Below are 16,196 nucleotides of genomic sequence, written 5' to 3'. Positions count from 1 at the left end.
ATTCGGTTCCAGTGAGCGATTTATAAAAGTACCTGTGTTCAAACTTTCATGGATGTTAAAACGATCATGTTTGTTTCTCGCGCAGGTACTTTTCATTCTAATAAATTTTAAAAATCCACAAAAAAAGGATGTGTATTTTCGTCTAAACAATATTCAATCCTCTGTCTAAAGTTCGTAATTGTCACCATTTCCAATGCTATCTTAATTGGGAAAAATCCTACTTCCAAACTCTCCGGACTCGTAGTAGGCTTACCTCCGATAACCCTACCTAGAAATAGTGTGTTACAAATGGATCGTTCGACGTTCTGAAAGATTCCGCAAAACTTGATAATCTCAATATCAATACCAGATTCCTCTTTCGTTTCCCTAATGGCAGCTTCTTTTAGAGATTCCCCCTCTTCAACTTGACCACCGGGCATCTCCCATCCTCTACGGGGGCCTTTTATTAACAAAAGCTCATTCTTGTTATTTAACACAATTGTGGCTGCTGAAACAATATGTTTTGGTGGTGTCATGCACTCATCCCCTTATCATATAAAATCTCCAAAGTATTTCCCTATTTTATGGACCTCAGACATAACGCGTTTTCTCCCAACTTCGGATAAATACCAATTATCTTTAGTTATTTCATGTCGATCCACTACAGGGAATACCATAAATTCAGTAGAAATAGGAAAAGTAACTTGATAGCTCAATAATGCTCTTCGGGAATGACCCGCTTTACAAACAATAATAGCCTTATCAAATCTAACCCCATTATTCTTTAGAACCTCCAATGAAAATCGGGCATTTTCTAGAGTGTGCTGCGCGTTATCTTCTTTTAGAAATACTTCTTCTGGTATCCCCTTTGATGAACCTATGTTTGTTAAATACTCCCATTCTGTAGTTCCTATTTGAGTCTTATAACCCCCGGACGGGAGTATGTATGGGGCAAAACCATTTTTATATAATATTGCAGCTTCATCCATTAAGGGTGGATGATTAGATCCTGGTATTAAAATCACATCTGCATGAGAAATTTCAGACTCTACAAATATAAAATCAGTTATACAGTCAAACGGAAACGTCATATATACCATCCCTCATAAAATAATGTTGTGGATTTCATTTGATTTCATCGTGTCATCATTACATTGTTTAGAGAGCACCGCCTAAATCTGACCAGTACAAATGGTTTATATGATCGATTAACCTGTCTTGTTACTTGTACAAGGAATAAGATGAAATTTATAGTCCTTCGCTTTCAAACCAATTCAATGCCCACTGTTCCAATTCATTTATGAAAGGTTTCTTTGCTTTACTGTATAAGGCTGTATCCTCATATTGATCAGCCAACTTTTCTTTGAAACATGTATATCGTTCAACTTCGTCTGGGTGAGCCCTTAAGTAATCACGGAACACCAGATGACGTCTAATTTGAGGATGATTATACTGATAAACATGAATATGATGCGTTCTGTCATTTCCACCCTTTCGAAATAAACGTCTGCCTGGTATCCCCCATTCACCAGCAACATCATAGCCTAACCGCTCCATTTGCGCATTGAATAGGTCGATTTTTTTGACATCTTTAACGAGACACATCATATCAACAACAGGCTTTGCCTTCATATTTGGAACAGAGGTACTTCCAAAATGCTCGAATTTAACTATTTCATCACCAAAAATACATTTGATAATTTCAACTTCCTCTTTGTACATTTTAATCCAGTTTCTATCATACTCTGACAATCGAACTTTCAAATGATCTCCCCCGTTAAAAAACAACGAAATGCAAAGCGGTTTATAAATTTTTAAATAGTATCTCTTCTAGTAAACCATCTATCTCACAGAACTCTTGGGATATAAAACCAAGTTAAGTTTGCATACGAATTGATTAACTGAGATCAAGCGGCTATTAGCTCTAACTTTTTAGTTAAATCGATCGAAGAATACGCTAATTAACGCGCGGAATTGGTTTTAGAGAGAAATTACTCATACCAGTGTTATGTAATTAAACCTATTAAATATAACTGACAGCAATAATAATAAAAATCAAAGTGAAGAAAAGACCTCTTAATATTAGAGAACGCCTGACATATACTTCATCTACTTTAGGTTTTGTTATGTAAGCTTTTCCAAACCATAAATGAATAGCTTTTGTGGGATTTATATACTGCCAGATCGAAATAGCGTATAATGCAATAACTATGATAAAAAATAAAAATAGTTTAAACATAAACCCCCACCTTCAGCTCCGTTCCTTTATTATGTGTTATCCAATACGTAAGTTCTTGGAAAAATATCTCTTGAAGTATCAACTTTAATCTATCAAGTGGAAAAAGATAATTAGACATAGTAACACTGATAAGGACCTTATGTTCGTTCACCAATCCATTTTAAGAAACAATACCATTAGATCTTCATTAAAATAAGTCTGATTTAGCTTTAATGCTCGTTTTTCTGTACCAAAAACTTCAAATCCCAGCGAAGAATACAAAGTTTTGGCAGCCTTGTTTGTCGTAACTACTGTTAAATAAACCTGCTCAATACCTTGCAATTCTTTTGACATTCTAATGGCTTCTTTCAGCAAAGCTTTTCCAATTCCCGAACCACGGTCTTCTGGAGAAACGTACATAGCTACAATCGTCGCTCTATGTCGTAGTTTGATCCGCTGTTCTGTAACCAAAGTGATAATCCCGACAAGTTCACCATCTTCGAAAGCACCAAATGTAAAGGAATCTTCTGACTGGAATCTAATTTTATACTTGTCAACAGTATAATCTTTTTCCTCTTCGTAAGTAGAACCGAATGCCTCAGGGCTGTTTTGTAAAGCTTTTAATCTTAGAGTTAGATAACTTTCTGCATCTTGTGGAACTAAACGTCTGATCATCATAGATTCCCTCACAATTATAGATATGATTTTTTCTTTGTTTTGCGATAATGTCATGAACTCTTGTGCTTCTTATGTTGTTGTGCGAACTGGCGCTAGTTATAATCAAGGTCGCTTCTCCCATGGTTCTAGAGTTCCAACTATGCTCTCTTCTTGATCCCATTGAATTGCTTTAATAATACCTGCAGCAATTTCTTTATTTGTAAGCCAACGAGAGTAGGAATCGCTCAGTATAAAGCCAAGCACTATCTGACGATAAAGACAGTGTTCAGGCACAAGTATATGACCTTGAGATAAATGGGCGCTACTTCCCTTGACGTGAAATAGCCGCCAAGGATTATTTGAAAGATTTGAAATTTGCTCCGTCAATAAATGTAGCGTGTTTCGAGCATCTGAATGAATCCAGCTAACGGCTAAAGTGATAGGTCCACGTTTATGTTGTATTTCCATAATTTCTTTAAGAAATAGTTCTTCATTTCGATAATCGACACTTATTGGGAAAACACTTGAAGAATCACTAGCCTCATTTACTACGTCGTCCAATCGTTTTTTGGTTCTCCCAATAACTGAAACATTGTAACCTTGATCGACAAGCCACAAGCATACCTCTTTAAGCATTCCAGATCCTCCTACAACAAGGACGTGAGGTTTCACTATGATGCCCCTCCCTCTTTAAATACTTCTAATCAATTCAATAGGTATAAGTAGTTTTCTTTTGTTTAAAGTTGATAATCGATGAAACTAAAAGTATCAAGAATGGCACATGAAAATCGTAATGAGTTAATAAACGATTTGTTTAAATGAGAAAAAACCCTTACATAAATTGCTCCTAATACACAGAGTGGTACTAAAAACATTTCAAAAAAAATTAAATTTTTCACCATTCTCCATCTTGATTAGATACAGAAAGATGACATTATCATGCTTTCTTAGTTGATTTGACAATGAGAACGATATCAACTCATTGAACAGCTAGCATTAATGGTAGTGTGCCTATTTATAAAATCGATATTGAATTAATTGGTCATCGATTCCTAAGTAATCTTCATGACCAATTCTACTTATTTCTATGAATCCTACCTTTTTCAGCATTTTTCTTGAGCGAATATTTCCTTCGTGTGTTTCGGCATCAAAAGTGGTAATCCCGAATTTTTTAGAAGCATATTTCATCATACAGAGAATGGAACTAGTCCCGATTCCTTTCCCCCATACAATTCTTTCTCCAATTGCAATGCCTATTTCAGCAGTATTATTTTTAATATGAGCCAAATCCACATATCCAACTAATTTATCTTCTAGTAGGATTCCCAGACGAACAGAATCTTTTGACTCGAGATTTACACAGTGAAGCCACCATTTATATAATTCTTGTTCATTTCTATTTAACTCCCATCCATTTGCTTCACAAAAAGTGTCGTCTCTACTCCATTTCAAGACAGCTTTATAATCGTCTTCATGTAAATTCCTGATTTTTATAGGGTGTAGTATGCTTTTTTTATTATTCATTCCATCCTCCCAAAAAAAATTAAGTGTGTTTTCTAGTCTAATAACCTCTGAATATTGAGCAATCGACACAACTACTTTTTCAGAAATGGATGCTCATTTAAGTGATACCGTTCAGTTAACAAAAAAGAACCTCTTTAGACAATTCTATCCAAAGAGGCTCAACAACGCAAATAGTTTTCTAATAATTCTTAACCTTATTCGTAGCGCAGTTCTGCTATGCAGGAATAATTATAATTGCGGATGAGGAAATCCATAGTTTCTAATTTCTCTAACTTGCTATTTAATACTAATCGATAGTTCGGTTTATTATTTCGAATTCTATTTATCTGGTCATGATTGACTTTCATACGTGCAACAATTTCTTGGTTTTCAATGCATTGTCTATTCGTTTTGATCCAATCAGGAATCTCTTTGACTGCGCCGTTGTTAGTCATAACAGTTAAAAGTACCTCTCACCTCTACTTTAAAACAGTACACATATTATAAAGGCTTTCTTTCGCTATCTCATTTGCTATAACTTTCATCGCAACTTTATATCAGAATCTGAATTAACGCCTCAGCACGTTGAATGCTTTGCTTTAAATATATTTGTGAATGAGCATGATTTAATATTTCTTCTGTAGTTAGCCAAAATACCTGTTCCACCTCATCCGGACTTTTACAAAATGCTTCCCCGGATTCATACTCACAAAGAAAAACAATATCCACGACATGTTCTCCTTTATCGGTTACAAATGATGTACTATGTACATAATGTAGTCTGTCTTTTACATTCACACCGACTTCTTCAAATATTTCTCTTTTCACTGTTCTCTCTAAAATATCTGATGAATTTCCTTCAAGCTCCACCTTACCTCCAACGAGTGAAAGCTGGCCGCCTGCATGTTCTTCTTTCTTGCTTCTTTCAATTATGAGCCACTTATCATTTTTCCTAATAGCACCTTCGACATTTACGATAAACATTTCAAAGTTCCTCCAAAATAATTATTTGTGTTATTAATACAAATTGGACCTGTAACCTCTCTATATGAAGAACTTCCATCATTGGACTAATGGAAGCGATTATTCAGCAACTCAGCCACTTGGATAAAAAATCTAAACTATAAATTGTGTAAACCAGGCAATATACTTAGCTCCCGGTATAAAGAATAATTGTGCCAACAAAGTTCCCAAAAGCCTCGAAGTAACCATCATCAACGAAATGTTTTTAAGTGTTTGATAATTCCCTCGCTGATTCACTACATCATCAGCAACCACGGAGACTTTAGGATCAACGAAAATAACTAACAGAATTGTTGCCATACCATTTATTAAACCGGATGCCATAATTGCTGTTGATGCACGTTCTGGGGTGAGTAATGCTGCATATAAAGCAGATAGCACACCAATAGTGTATATGGCAGTTATTATCATATTTATTAAGAATAACCTCACTGGGATATCTTTGATTTTCGTATCTTTCAAATATGAGAATTTTGGTAAACTGAAATGTGTAATGCCGCGTTTAATGTACTGCAAGGAAAATAGTCTTTTAAATAGCGATGGAACAGAACCCTTTTCTTCAGATAAATGAATGATTGCCCTTGAAAATAGAGCTACAAAGGTAGGGAGTAAAAGCATTCCAAACACAGTACCAACTGTAGAAGCTCCTATGAGAAAACGAAATTGTGTCTCGACGAATTCCTGAGCATCATGACTTGGCGCAGTGTCTATTAGACTTCCTGTAAAAGGCTGTTGCATCATATTTGCCAATCTTGAAAACATCACCATTATATTAAAAAGAGATAAGGCCGAAGCAATCATCCGTACTCGTGCTCCTGATAGTCTCACGGCATAGGCAAGCGTTTCAATAGAATGAATGATAAAAATAAACAACGCTATATATATGAGTTTTTGAGTAATAATCTCCAACAGAATTACCTTCTTTTTAGCAAGGTTGTTTGAAATTCGAGTACATAACTATGTCGAATTGTACCCTACAACCTAGTTCATAGTTCTACTATTTAGGAACACCAGTGTTTTGTAGTGGATAAAACCTGAATTTCACTTCTCCAATAACTGAGTCAGTCGAAATCAAACCGTATTCTCTACTATCGCTACTTTTCAATCGATTATCACCCAAAACAAAAAGATAACCTTTAGGAACAGTTGTCTTTCCAGTAAGTTCTTGCAAGGTGAAATCGCCAGTAATTCTACGCAGTTCAATCCCATTATTTCTTTTCACATAAGTTTCGTCATACGGCTTTCCGTTAACGTATAGCACATCATCTTGCATTTCTATGCGATCCCCTGGGAGACCGATTATTCTCTTTATATATTGTTTATCTGCATCTGGAGCTTTGAAAACAATCGTATCAAATCGATCCAATTTGCTTGTTTTACTTACAACAATTCTATTTTTGTCTTCGAAAGTGGGTTCCATAGATACACCTTGAACGGTCACGGGTGTAAAGATAAATAGACGGCACACAATCACAATAAATGCAGCAAATACAATTGATTTTATCCAAGAGTATACTTCTTTTTTGGTACTTTCTTGCAAGAGAATTCCTCCTAACATTTTTCTAACGCTCTCAATTCTGAAACAAGTTTTTGATTGAATTTATGGTACGGATAAAGATTTAATAAACATGAATACCACCGTTATGCTTAATAAAGGAGAACCCATAGTAGGTGATCCCTAATTTAACTTAACTCATTTATATGTTTGATCACAGCCATTTCCTTGCCGAAACGATCGCCATTATCTATAAATCCTAAACTGGCATATAAATGGTGGGCCGCTTTATTATCCGGATGGTAAGCCACAACGATTTTGTCTGCATTTGGTAGCTTGCTCATCTCTGAAATCATTAACTGAGTTGCAGCTTTTCCTATGCCTTGCCCCTGGAATGACTTATCAACCATTATTCTAAATATCCAATAACCATCAAGTTCCTCTTGCAGAGTATTAAACATTAGAAAACCAACTACTCTTTCTTCTAGATAAATTGCAAAGGGTTTTAAAGAGGGTTCAAACTTTGATTGGGCAATTGAAACAGCGTTTGCTTCCATATACCCAACTTGGTTCTCTGACAATTCTAATTCACAACAGTCATACCAGTTATCTTCGTTCAATTCTTCAATTTTCACATTACCTGCTTGCATACATTTTCCCCTTTCGGTTTTAGAGGGAACGCTAAGTCACTGTTGTTATTTAGACGTTATCCCCTTTGAGTTCTTAACTAAAAAAGTGTTCACATTTGCCATAATGAACGCCCCCTTAACATGTTTTTGATATAAATAGCATTGTGAATTTTAAAAAAATATAGGATGGAAATAATCAATTACGGAAAATCTGTGTAATTAAGCGCGATGGTTATTAAGCAACTTCTCCTTTTCTTTTTATAAGAGAGTGCTCTATAAAGTTGACTTTACAAACTTATTAAACTTGGCTTCCTCTTCTACAAAAGGATTATGATTACTATGCTCGAAGGTTGTCAATTTGGCATTGGGGATTAGTTCAGCAATTTCTACGCCGTATTTATACGGACACTGCGCGTCGAATCTACCTGCATATATATAGCTTGGCACCTTTACCTTTCCCAATGCCCCCCTCAAATCATATGTGGATACCTCGACATCTTTAAAATAATCTAGACGCGGTCCAACTGTTTTTCCACTGTTAGGGATTTTCAAGGATGACATTAGTTTTTCTCTTGAATGAAAAGACATCTCAGCCCACTCATTCCCTAATTGTTTGCGAATTTCCGGCGTTGTGGATGGATCATTTAATTGATTCATAATTTCTGTTATCCGAGAGAACTTGGGATTCTTACGACAATATATAGAATCTGCATCTGCACAATAATCCTTACTTGCGGCTGCTCCACCAGCAATGGTTTTCGTTAAAGAGTTCGGAGCTAAAACTGCATATTTTAGAGCGAGCATTCCGCCTGTTGAGTGTCCAGCAATTCCCCATTTTTCATAGCCTAATGCTATACGTATAGATTCCAGGTCTTTCACAGACTCTTCCATACTGTATTGACTTCTCTTTTTCCCTTTAACAGAATTACCACAGTCCCGGAGGTTTATTAAATACACTTCATAATGTAAGGTGAATGGATTTGCAAAAGTGTTACCTCTTTCGTCAAAGGCACTATATAAATGAGTTACGCATAAAGGTTCTCCACTCCCTGAAACAAAAACTTCAAATTCCCCTCGCTCAGTTTCAACAAAAGTTTTCTTCCACATACCGCTTGAGCACTTCCTCTCTAATTTCTTCTGGCTGAATTTTAACCTCTTCCCTGACTGACGTATCTATACTTCTTTCACTAATACTTCCTTTATTGTAAGACGTTTGAACTGGTGGAAAGGTCTTTTTTTTTAATACAGGGACATAAAAAAATGAAAAATCTAATTTAAGTGGCCAGTATCATATAATAGTATTTCACTTCATGTAAGAAACTACTTAACTCAATGGCTGTCACAAGAGTAAAATATAGTCCAAGTGTACCTGCTAGAATAATTATTAACGCGCCGTTACCTTTTAGCATTTCACTCTTTTTCTTGTAAATAATCAGGGCGGTTATAACAACAAGTACAAAGTAAGAGAACGATATTATTAATGTACCTAACTCTAACTCGCTCTCGTTAACACTAAACATAAAGTTCTCTAGATTCTTTATATTATCTTCATTTTCTTCAATGAGTAAGTTATTTCCTTTATAACTAATTTCCCAAGAAAATGTATCATGTTCCTTTACGACAATGTATTGATATCCCATGGCTGCCCCGTAGCCAATAACCCCTGAGTCCCCTTGTACGTTATCTTTTTCCCCTTTGGAACAAGCCGCAAGTAATAAAATAATAGCGAAAAGTATTAGAAGAACATATTTTTTCATGCCACCTCATCCCCTTCCAAAATCCATCATGTAGATGGCAATAAGATAGGAACAGCTAGTTCTTAATCTGGCTTAGCGCTCCTATTATTTCAGGAAAATTAGACAATTGCTCACTTTGTGAAATGAATTGATAAGCTTCTGTATATTTCTTTTCATTCTTCAGTTCATGATAGTGAGAAACATCATCTAACCATTTTTGAGAGAAACCCCAGTCCTCAATATTATCTTTCTTAACTATCTCCAAAGCTTTTTCTGCAGAGTTTACTGCCTCTTGAGAGTCAATAACGGTTAATAAATAGGAGAGATCCATGTAACTATACGGATTTTCGGGTTCTATACTAATGATTTTTCTTCTAGCGATGAGAGCTTCTTCCCATCTTTTTTGTTTTACAAGCAATAATGCGTATTGGTGCCATGCTAACGGTTCTCGTGGATGCTTCTTAAGAATTTTTTTATAGTTTTCTTCAGCTTTCTTGAAATCATCCTCATGCCAAAGCTTATAAGCTACATCTAAATCTTTCTCCCATGAATTAATACTTTCAATATTAAGTGTCTTTGGATCTATCCCGGTGAGTTGTTTGAAGGACTCATCAAACGTTCCGAATTCTTTTATATTTAATACAATGTCTGACAAAATAATGGAATCGTCAACGCTTCCTAGTACATATTCAATTGCTTTTCCTGCAAAGTAATAGACATCAGATTCAGATTGCTTAGTAGCATTCTTCCAATCTTGAGAACTTTGTAAGTTGACAACCGTTAAATCAGGGCTAATGTTTCCAGCAGATTTTAATTCCTCACCTACCTGATTCCCTATGTATTCGCTTACGCCTTCATGATACCAAGTAGGGACATCGTCAAATTTTATTCCCTTGTCGACTAAAAACATGTCCATCAAATAGTGACCATACTCATGACTAAGAATTCCAGACAATGAAGGTTCCTCACCATTCACATCTTTTGGCTGCTCATATATGATGGCTCTATTATCCATTCTAGTATACGAACCGCCCTCCCTTTCCCCTGCAGATGTTCTTGCTTGTATGTACTCCTCATAGTTAGGCAAAATAATAACTTCTATATTCTTAGTTTTAGGTATTTGATATCCGAATATTTCCAGTTCTAGTTGTTCAATATCACCCATTTTGCTGATCATCTCATGGACTTGGTCCTCCGAATTCGGTGGGTATTTGAACGTAATATTTTGGCTCTTTAATTCAGGATAGTCTTTTATGAGTTGTTGGATTGCTTTTTCGTTAATATCGGTCTTACCCAGGACAACATTCATTTTATCAAGCGGAGTAAACTCCCCGTATTCATCAATTATTGCGAAGTTAAAAATCCATAGTACAACCAAGAGTGTCCCGGTGATAATCAAATATAAAGATTTTAAGGAAAGTTTTATTAATCCGTTCCAATTATAAAGCTTAGACTGTGATTTAATAAAGTTGACTAGTGCAAAAATAAAAGCTGTAAACAAGCCGATTAATCCCAGAATTAAAACAATAGTTCCCCATAGTTTACTTGATAATAGAAACACGCCAACCAACAAGATAGCTGTGATAATTAAGCCTATTAATGTAAAGAAGATATATTTAACAACGCGCAATTTACTTTCCTCCAAGATGACACAACAATAGTGAAAAAGATCTTTAAGTAATCGATCAGTTCTTACTTATCGGAGTCAAAAATAATTGATAACGATTCTTTATCAAACACTTTTATTGGACAAGTGCACTAGTTACTACTACTTCATTTTCATCGTTTAATATAATTTTCACATCATTTGCTAGTGTGATTTCAAGAGGGAAAACAGTAGAATCTTTATCTGAAAATATCCACTTTCGGCCAGGTTGAACTAGCAACACAAAAACTCCAGCTTTAGTGTCACCCATGAAGTTAAGAGAAGTAGCACTTAATGGTTCATTGTCACGTTCTTTGATACCCAACTCCATTAATTGTCGTCCAACTTTTATCGCATCAAGAACAGTGAGACTAATTTCACTGATATTTAGAATACTCTTATGGGAAAATGGTTCGTCTCCATTGTCAGATGTGGAATGTCTGGATATGAATTCTACAATATTACCAGAGGGATCATTAAAATAGAGCGAGCGAGCTGATAAATGTGGGAAGTCTGCTTCGTCTACTCCATCTTCTCGATTTAAACTTACTTTTTCTTCAACCCATGACTTTGCTTCATTGAATTTATTTCTCGGTATATTAAAGGCGAAGTGGTAATATGGATTTACTTTTTCATTGGTACTTGTAAACTCCAATTTACTTGAACCGACTGCGACACAAAACTTGTCTTCGTTATCTTCAACTAAATCTAATCCAAGTGTAACCGTATAAAAGTATTTCATTTCTTCTATTTTGGTAGCCTGTAATGTGACTTGTTTTATATCCATAATTTTTCCTCCAATATTTTTTTTCGTTTTGCAAGTAAGTCCCCATTTTGGTGTAAGTCACAGTTTAGATAATACATCATTAAGATCATTCCATTCGTAAATCAGAAGTGTTAAATCAGTACCTGCTATTGTGGTTCTTTTAGATTTAAAGAGATTAGCACCATAATACTCATAGAAAAAGCGTGTTTTATTCTCTTCTAATACTTCTACAAAAATTCTATCGAAACCTAACTCTTCAAATTGAAGGAAGAGACGTTTCAATAATTGTTTACCTACGCCCTTTCTTTGATATTCTTCAAGAAGATAAATAGAGGTTAGGTCACCCGAATTCTCAACATGATTACCTTCCCTTTTACCGCAATCTACAAATCCTATGATCTCTCTTTGATTATTTTCTGCTACAAAGATGTAGTTTTCCTCTTTAGAAATGTTGCGAATCCACAAGTCTGTTCGTTGGTCATATGATAATGTCTGCAAAAACTCGTACGGAATAATGCTTTTGTAAGTGGATTTCCAACTATCAACGTGGACATTCGCTATAGCCTCTGCATCGGATAAAGAAGCTCTTCTAATGTTCACTCAATCCCTCCGAAGATAAACTTCATATTGAATAAATTAAGAATATAGCTTCTCCCATTGACTCAAATACATTTTTTCAGATTGATCTATTTCTTTTGGTAGTCTTGTGATAAGCTCCAAACTATTCCCATCAGGGTCATTAAAATAAATCATTGCATGAGCTTGATTCGGAACAACAACAGGTTCCTTTGTTCCTATATTAAATTCGTCCTTCACTTTGATTCCTCTTTCTTTTAACCAAAGCGTTGCATTCTTAATATCTTCTAAGTCTACAAGAAATGCTAGATGTCTTAGTGAAACATGATAAGGAATTGTTGATTCAGTACCTTCCCATAAACCAATCCAACTTTTTCCTTCTTCTATCCAAAAAAATGCTACCTTTTCATATCTTTTATATAGGATAAGCCCTAAATCTGTATAAAAATCAATGGACTGTTGTAAGTTACTAACTGGTAAATGCGCTTCATAAAGACCCTTTATCATTAAATACCTCCTGGTGTAAAAAAATAGGTCGATTATTTAGGTTATTCATTTCCGTAAATGGAGTAAGATTTGTATGATTGATCAAATGAATGTAACACAGACGTAGATAACAAATTCAAGCAATGTAGTCTTTGGATTATGAAAAATCAATATTATTATTGATATGATGGAGATCATCCAGTATCATTACTTTATTTAACTTTAAAAAGAACTAACTACTATCGGAGTTATCAATAATAAAAATGACAGAAGAATTAGCAACAATGACACGTTTTTTGGGAGTTTTTCTTTACTTTTTCCTTTATACCATCCTGAAAACTGTAACTTGTTTCTATATAATACAAAAATGATTATAAAAATTGCTATTGAACCAACCCACATGTCTTCAGTAGGTACTTCATACATGGTATAAATATTCTTTAATATAGCCCATCCCAAACCACCAAAAAATATAAGAATTATAAGTATGCGAAGTAGTTCTAATGACGTCCTCATATCGATACTCCATTCTTTTTATGATTAAACTTTTTATGCACGTGCATTTCGGAATTTCGGCACCATTCATAAGAATGATTTCTTAGTTAAAAGCGCGAACATTTTGTTATTTATAGTTAAATTGTTCCAATAAGAAATCTAAATCCTCGGGGTATGCGTGAGACATTGTTTTCACTTCAGGTAATGACTTCCAAGCAGTAGCTCCTATGATACCATCAGGATCCTGAATACCAGTGCTCGTGCCAAACGTATCTATTCTAAAATAATATGTTTTCACTTCAATACCTTTAATCGACGTTTCTTTAACTAGCAATTGTTCGATAATCCTCACATCATATCCTGTTTCTTCTTTAACTTCCCTTATGCAACATTCCTCTGGACTTTCGCCTTCTTCAATACCGCCAGAAGGAACCGACCATTCTCCTGATCCGTGAGCTTTCACCATTAGTAGTTCATTTCTTTCGTTAAAGCATATCCCTGCTGAACCCAACCACCTTTTCATCAAATCCCCCAAATCTTTAATCCCATTATTAAACTGAATGCTCGGATAAAACCTATGTTTTCAGATATAGCTCACCATTATTCAGTCTAATATACTTAAAGGTTGAACAACTTCGCAAACTTCACTTTCTTCAAGGAACTTGGTGATGATCGATGAATGGGAGCTGCCTACAATCAATAGAATACGCTCCTCCTCAGACTCAATTAGACGAGTCAGATTAGCGAACATAATTAAATTCCTCTTATACCACCAGCCTAACCAGTTCATACCGACATAGTTATTGAAGTCACCGATACGTGCTATGTTTACATATATCTTATGGAACATATTAATGAGAACTGGATCATTTAGCTCTCTATAGTAATCTATTATACTTTTATTTTCTGTTAATTCTGGCACGTGAAGTTCCTTGTATATTTCATTTAAAAGTTCAGGTTGGTTTTCTCTCCCCCAACTCTCGACTTCTCCATAATGCATGTCATACTCGCCCATCCAATCGATTGCGTATATCTGTTCATGGCCAAGCTTTAAACCTAAACGAAAACCTACTTGATCGATTTCATTCATTTCTAAGTTGTTCGAGCCTGACTTGTAATGGATATATTTTTCGTTTAACTCCACGTTCTCTTCTGCTACCATTTCAACTGCAATCTTCGTTGGTTTAAAAATTGCTAATTTAGAAACTAATTCCTCGATTTCAGTTTGTCTTTTTTCGGAATTTAGGTCATCATGTTCAAACATATGAAAAGTTCCAAGTACAAGAACTTTAGCCTTTTTCTGCATCGAATTCCCCCCCTTTTTTTTCTCCATTCACTATCTAAAACACTATAGAGAAAGGAGTCTCGCCAACCCTCTTCCAATAGCAGATTTTCTCGTATTCTTCCTTCATGAGTCATTCCGACCTTCCCTAAAACCGTTGAAGAGCCAACATTTCTTGGATCACATGTAGCGAAGATACGATGTAGACTTAAGTTCTCAAATCCAAAGTTTATTAAAAGAGTTGCTACTTCTGTAGCGTATCCCTCTCCCCAATAATCCGGATGTATAATATAGCCGATTTCCCCTTCTCTATTGGTAAAACTCCGTATATTCAACTCGCCTGCACCAATTAGCACGTCGTTTTCGGTGACCGCAAACACAAACCTACTTCTTGGATTCACTGCAGCATCTGCCATCACTTGTTGAACAAATAGCTGTGACTCTTCTTCGGTATTCGGTCCCCACGGTTGATATTGGCAGACACTGGGTTGAGAGGCATATCTATGTACATCCATCCAATCTCTATCTTCCATTTCTCTCAAGGTAAGTCTCTTTCCAACTAAAAATCCAGTCATTCAAGCAGCCTCCCCACTCCAGTGGTATTTCTTTTTATGAAAAAAATTATCAGCTAAGTTACAAATTCCATTCAAACCATCTTCCGTGTCCATCTGTGTCACCGATCGTGTTTTTATATTCCACACCATTCTCGTAGTAATCGAGGTGGAGTTGTCGATCCCACATATTGTTGTATATATGAAAGACGTCTCTCTTACTCCCAATCTTTGCTACCTTCTCTAATAGTTCGTGTTTAGTTTCTGTTGGGATTTGGTTTGCAACATGAGTATGGAAGATACAGATCGTGGATTCTTTAGGAAGTGTATCTACTACATCTGAAAGTAAAAATACTCCATCTCCTTCAACTAGTTTTACTGGGTTTTCTTTCAAACAATCAGCAGCCCTATCAAATAACTCCAGTCGTTCCTGATGCTCTGGCCAAATGAGTGACTTTAACCACAAATAATCATCTGGATCAGATAGGTTGCTTATATTGAGATCTAGTCCAATTTTAGAGGCAATAGGAGGGCTTTCTGAAAGCAACATTGGAAAGTGATCCCCTTTAACTTCTGAAGTAATATGAACCCCAGCATCTTTATTACCATACATTTCCCCAGTTCCGTATGAATAGCTATAGTGATCCCATAAAAGTTGAAGACCCGCACTGGTTCCAATTTCAATAAGAGATAATGGTTTTTCAACTTTGTTGTAAATCCACGAAAAAACGGGATACAGGTAACCACATCTTCTTACTTCATTTGTTTGAACTAACCTGTTCTCTAGTAATGGAGTGATTTCATCACGATATCTCTCACAGAAATCTTTGAAATTGACGAAGGTCTCACTGTCTATTTTCTTTGGCTGGTTTGTAACACTACTATAGTAGTCTTTTAATGGATGTACAGATCCTTTTAATAGAAGATAATGAACAGCCCCGAATAATAGGTTAGGTACCGGCTGACCTTTTGGTACTTCCAGGCACAAATCGAGTAAATTAGAGTCTTCTGCTATTTTTAAAGATAGAAATTCATACAGTTGACTTGAGCCCCTACATTCCATATTTGCGAAGTTCATAAAACTCCTGGACAAATTAGAGTTTTGCATAACTGTTCCTCCTCTAATATTCTGTTTAAGCGGCCTTGATATTCGCT

21 protein-coding genes are annotated in these 16,196 nt (G+C 35.6%); all 21 read right to left on the bottom strand.

Going from position 1 to position 16,196, the window contains the following annotated elements; genetic code table 11:
• Positions 1-107: 107 nt before the first annotated feature.
• Positions 108-515, bottom strand: coding sequence for an NUDIX hydrolase (locus N693_RS0108960; RefSeq protein ID WP_025784454.1), 408 nt, complete (start codon positions 513-515; stop codon positions 108-110).
• Positions 516-530: 15 nt separating this feature from the next.
• Entirely contained in the window at positions 531-1,070 is a 540-nt protein-coding gene (locus tag N693_RS0108955; RefSeq protein ID WP_025784453.1) for a YdcF family protein, read from the bottom strand.
• A gap of 157 nt (positions 1,071-1,227) precedes the next feature.
• Positions 1,228-1,743, bottom strand: coding sequence for a GrpB family protein (locus N693_RS0108950; RefSeq protein ID WP_025784452.1), 516 nt, complete (start codon positions 1,741-1,743; stop codon positions 1,228-1,230).
• Between the two features lie 622 nt (positions 1,744-2,365).
• On the bottom strand, positions 2,366-2,929 hold the full coding sequence (locus N693_RS0108940) for an N-acetyltransferase family protein (protein ID WP_371257551.1): 564 nt from the start codon (positions 2,927-2,929) through the stop codon (positions 2,366-2,368).
• Between the two features lie 48 nt (positions 2,930-2,977).
• Complete coding sequence (locus N693_RS0108935) at positions 2,978-3,526, bottom strand: short-chain dehydrogenase (protein WP_256378131.1); 549 nt, start codon at positions 3,524-3,526, stop codon at positions 2,978-2,980.
• A 339-nt stretch (positions 3,527-3,865) separates the two neighbouring features.
• Positions 3,866-4,378, bottom strand: coding sequence for a GNAT family N-acetyltransferase (locus tag N693_RS0108930; RefSeq protein ID WP_025784448.1), 513 nt, complete (start codon positions 4,376-4,378; stop codon positions 3,866-3,868).
• 194 nt (positions 4,379-4,572) lie between these two features.
• The gene (locus N693_RS0108925) at positions 4,573-4,812 is read right to left on the bottom strand and encodes a hypothetical protein (RefSeq protein ID WP_025784447.1); all 240 of its coding nucleotides are present in this window, start codon (positions 4,810-4,812) and stop codon (positions 4,573-4,575) included.
• A 97-nt stretch (positions 4,813-4,909) separates the two neighbouring features.
• The gene (locus N693_RS0108920; protein WP_025784446.1) at positions 4,910-5,341 is read right to left on the bottom strand and encodes an NUDIX hydrolase; all 432 of its coding nucleotides are present in this window, start codon (positions 5,339-5,341) and stop codon (positions 4,910-4,912) included.
• A 132-nt stretch (positions 5,342-5,473) separates the two neighbouring features.
• Positions 5,474-6,289 (bottom strand): lipid II flippase Amj family protein, encoded by an 816-nt coding sequence (locus N693_RS0108915; protein ID WP_025784445.1) that lies wholly within the window; start codon positions 6,287-6,289, stop codon positions 5,474-5,476.
• A gap of 88 nt (positions 6,290-6,377) precedes the next feature.
• On the bottom strand, positions 6,378-6,920 hold the full coding sequence (gene lepB, locus N693_RS0108910) for a signal peptidase I (protein WP_025784444.1): 543 nt from the start codon (positions 6,918-6,920) through the stop codon (positions 6,378-6,380).
• Positions 6,921-7,063: 143 nt separating this feature from the next.
• Positions 7,064-7,525: a GNAT family N-acetyltransferase gene (locus N693_RS0108905; RefSeq protein ID WP_025784443.1), complete on the bottom strand. Its 462-nt coding sequence runs from the start codon at positions 7,523-7,525 to the stop codon at positions 7,064-7,066.
• A 252-nt stretch (positions 7,526-7,777) separates the two neighbouring features.
• Entirely contained in the window at positions 7,778-8,611 is an 834-nt protein-coding gene (locus N693_RS0108900; RefSeq protein ID WP_025784442.1) for an alpha/beta fold hydrolase, read from the bottom strand.
• Between the two features lie 167 nt (positions 8,612-8,778).
• Complete coding sequence (locus N693_RS0108895) at positions 8,779-9,261, bottom strand: hypothetical protein (protein ID WP_025784441.1); 483 nt, start codon at positions 9,259-9,261, stop codon at positions 8,779-8,781.
• 55 nt (positions 9,262-9,316) lie between these two features.
• Positions 9,317-10,870 carry a hypothetical protein gene (locus tag N693_RS0108890; protein WP_025784440.1) on the bottom strand — a complete coding sequence of 518 codons (1,554 nt, stop codon included), beginning with the start codon at positions 10,868-10,870 and terminating at the stop codon, positions 9,317-9,319.
• A gap of 112 nt (positions 10,871-10,982) precedes the next feature.
• Positions 10,983-11,672, bottom strand: a complete 690-nt coding sequence (locus tag N693_RS0108885; protein WP_025784439.1) for a hypothetical protein — start codon at positions 11,670-11,672, stop codon at positions 10,983-10,985.
• A 57-nt stretch (positions 11,673-11,729) separates the two neighbouring features.
• The gene (locus N693_RS0108880; RefSeq protein ID WP_025784438.1) at positions 11,730-12,251 is read right to left on the bottom strand and encodes a GNAT family N-acetyltransferase; all 522 of its coding nucleotides are present in this window, start codon (positions 12,249-12,251) and stop codon (positions 11,730-11,732) included.
• Positions 12,252-12,287: 36 nt separating this feature from the next.
• Positions 12,288-12,734: a VOC family protein gene (locus N693_RS19075; RefSeq protein ID WP_037593001.1), complete on the bottom strand. Its 447-nt coding sequence runs from the start codon at positions 12,732-12,734 to the stop codon at positions 12,288-12,290.
• Positions 12,735-13,335: 601 nt separating this feature from the next.
• Positions 13,336-13,731 carry an NUDIX hydrolase gene (locus N693_RS0108865; protein WP_025784436.1) on the bottom strand — a complete coding sequence of 132 codons (396 nt, stop codon included), beginning with the start codon at positions 13,729-13,731 and terminating at the stop codon, positions 13,336-13,338.
• Between the two features lie 81 nt (positions 13,732-13,812).
• On the bottom strand, positions 13,813-14,514 hold the full coding sequence (locus tag N693_RS0108860) for a DUF5694 domain-containing protein (protein ID WP_025784435.1): 702 nt from the start codon (positions 14,512-14,514) through the stop codon (positions 13,813-13,815).
• Positions 14,451-15,065 (bottom strand): GNAT family N-acetyltransferase, encoded by a 615-nt coding sequence (locus tag N693_RS0108855; RefSeq protein WP_025784434.1) that lies wholly within the window; start codon positions 15,063-15,065, stop codon positions 14,451-14,453. Before N693_RS0108855 ends, N693_RS0108860 begins: the two co-directional genes overlap by 64 nt.
• Before the next feature lie 58 nt (positions 15,066-15,123).
• Positions 15,124-16,149, bottom strand: a complete 1,026-nt coding sequence (locus N693_RS0108850) for a DUF2332 domain-containing protein (protein ID WP_025784433.1) — start codon at positions 16,147-16,149, stop codon at positions 15,124-15,126.
• Positions 16,150-16,196: the final 47 nt, after the last annotated feature.

It is taken from the genome of Sporosarcina sp. D27 (assembly GCF_000586555.1).
Lineage (GTDB): Bacteria > Bacillota > Bacilli > Bacillales_A > Planococcaceae > Sporosarcina.
The sequence above is the reverse complement of the archived record's forward strand: the minus strand, read 5'-3'. Positions and strand labels throughout refer to the sequence as shown.

Coding starts and splice junctions, on each gene's coding strand:
- N693_RS0108960 (WP_025784454.1), bottom strand. CDS start 515: ATGACACCACCAAAACATATTGTTTCAGCAGCCACAATTGTGTTAAAT.
- N693_RS0108955 (WP_025784453.1), bottom strand. CDS start 1,070: ATGACGTTTCCGTTTGACTGTATAACTGATTTTATATTTGTAGAGTCT.
- N693_RS0108940 (WP_371257551.1), bottom strand. CDS start 2,929: ATGACATTATCGCAAAACAAAGAAAAAATCATATCTATAATTGTGAGG.
- N693_RS0108930 (WP_025784448.1), bottom strand. CDS start 4,378: ATGAATAATAAAAAAAGCATACTACACCCTATAAAAATCAGGAATTTA.
- N693_RS0108925 (WP_025784447.1), bottom strand. CDS start 4,812: ATGACTAACAACGGCGCAGTCAAAGAGATTCCTGATTGGATCAAAACG.
- N693_RS0108920 (WP_025784446.1), bottom strand. CDS start 5,341: ATGTTTATCGTAAATGTCGAAGGTGCTATTAGGAAAAATGATAAGTGG.
- N693_RS0108905 (WP_025784443.1), bottom strand. CDS start 7,525: ATGCAAGCAGGTAATGTGAAAATTGAAGAATTGAACGAAGATAACTGG.
- N693_RS0108900 (WP_025784442.1), bottom strand. CDS start 8,611: ATGTGGAAGAAAACTTTTGTTGAAACTGAGCGAGGGGAATTTGAAGTT.
- N693_RS0108895 (WP_025784441.1), bottom strand. CDS start 9,261: ATGAAAAAATATGTTCTTCTAATACTTTTCGCTATTATTTTATTACTT.
- N693_RS0108885 (WP_025784439.1), bottom strand. CDS start 11,672: ATGGATATAAAACAAGTCACATTACAGGCTACCAAAATAGAAGAAATG.
- N693_RS19075 (WP_037593001.1), bottom strand. CDS start 12,734: ATGATAAAGGGTCTTTATGAAGCGCATTTACCAGTTAGTAACTTACAA.
- N693_RS0108865 (WP_025784436.1), bottom strand. CDS start 13,731: ATGAAAAGGTGGTTGGGTTCAGCAGGGATATGCTTTAACGAAAGAAAT.
- N693_RS0108860 (WP_025784435.1), bottom strand. CDS start 14,514: ATGCAGAAAAAGGCTAAAGTTCTTGTACTTGGAACTTTTCATATGTTT.
- N693_RS0108855 (WP_025784434.1), bottom strand. CDS start 15,065: ATGACTGGATTTTTAGTTGGAAAGAGACTTACCTTGAGAGAAATGGAA.
- N693_RS0108850 (WP_025784433.1), bottom strand. CDS start 16,149: ATGCAAAACTCTAATTTGTCCAGGAGTTTTATGAACTTCGCAAATATG.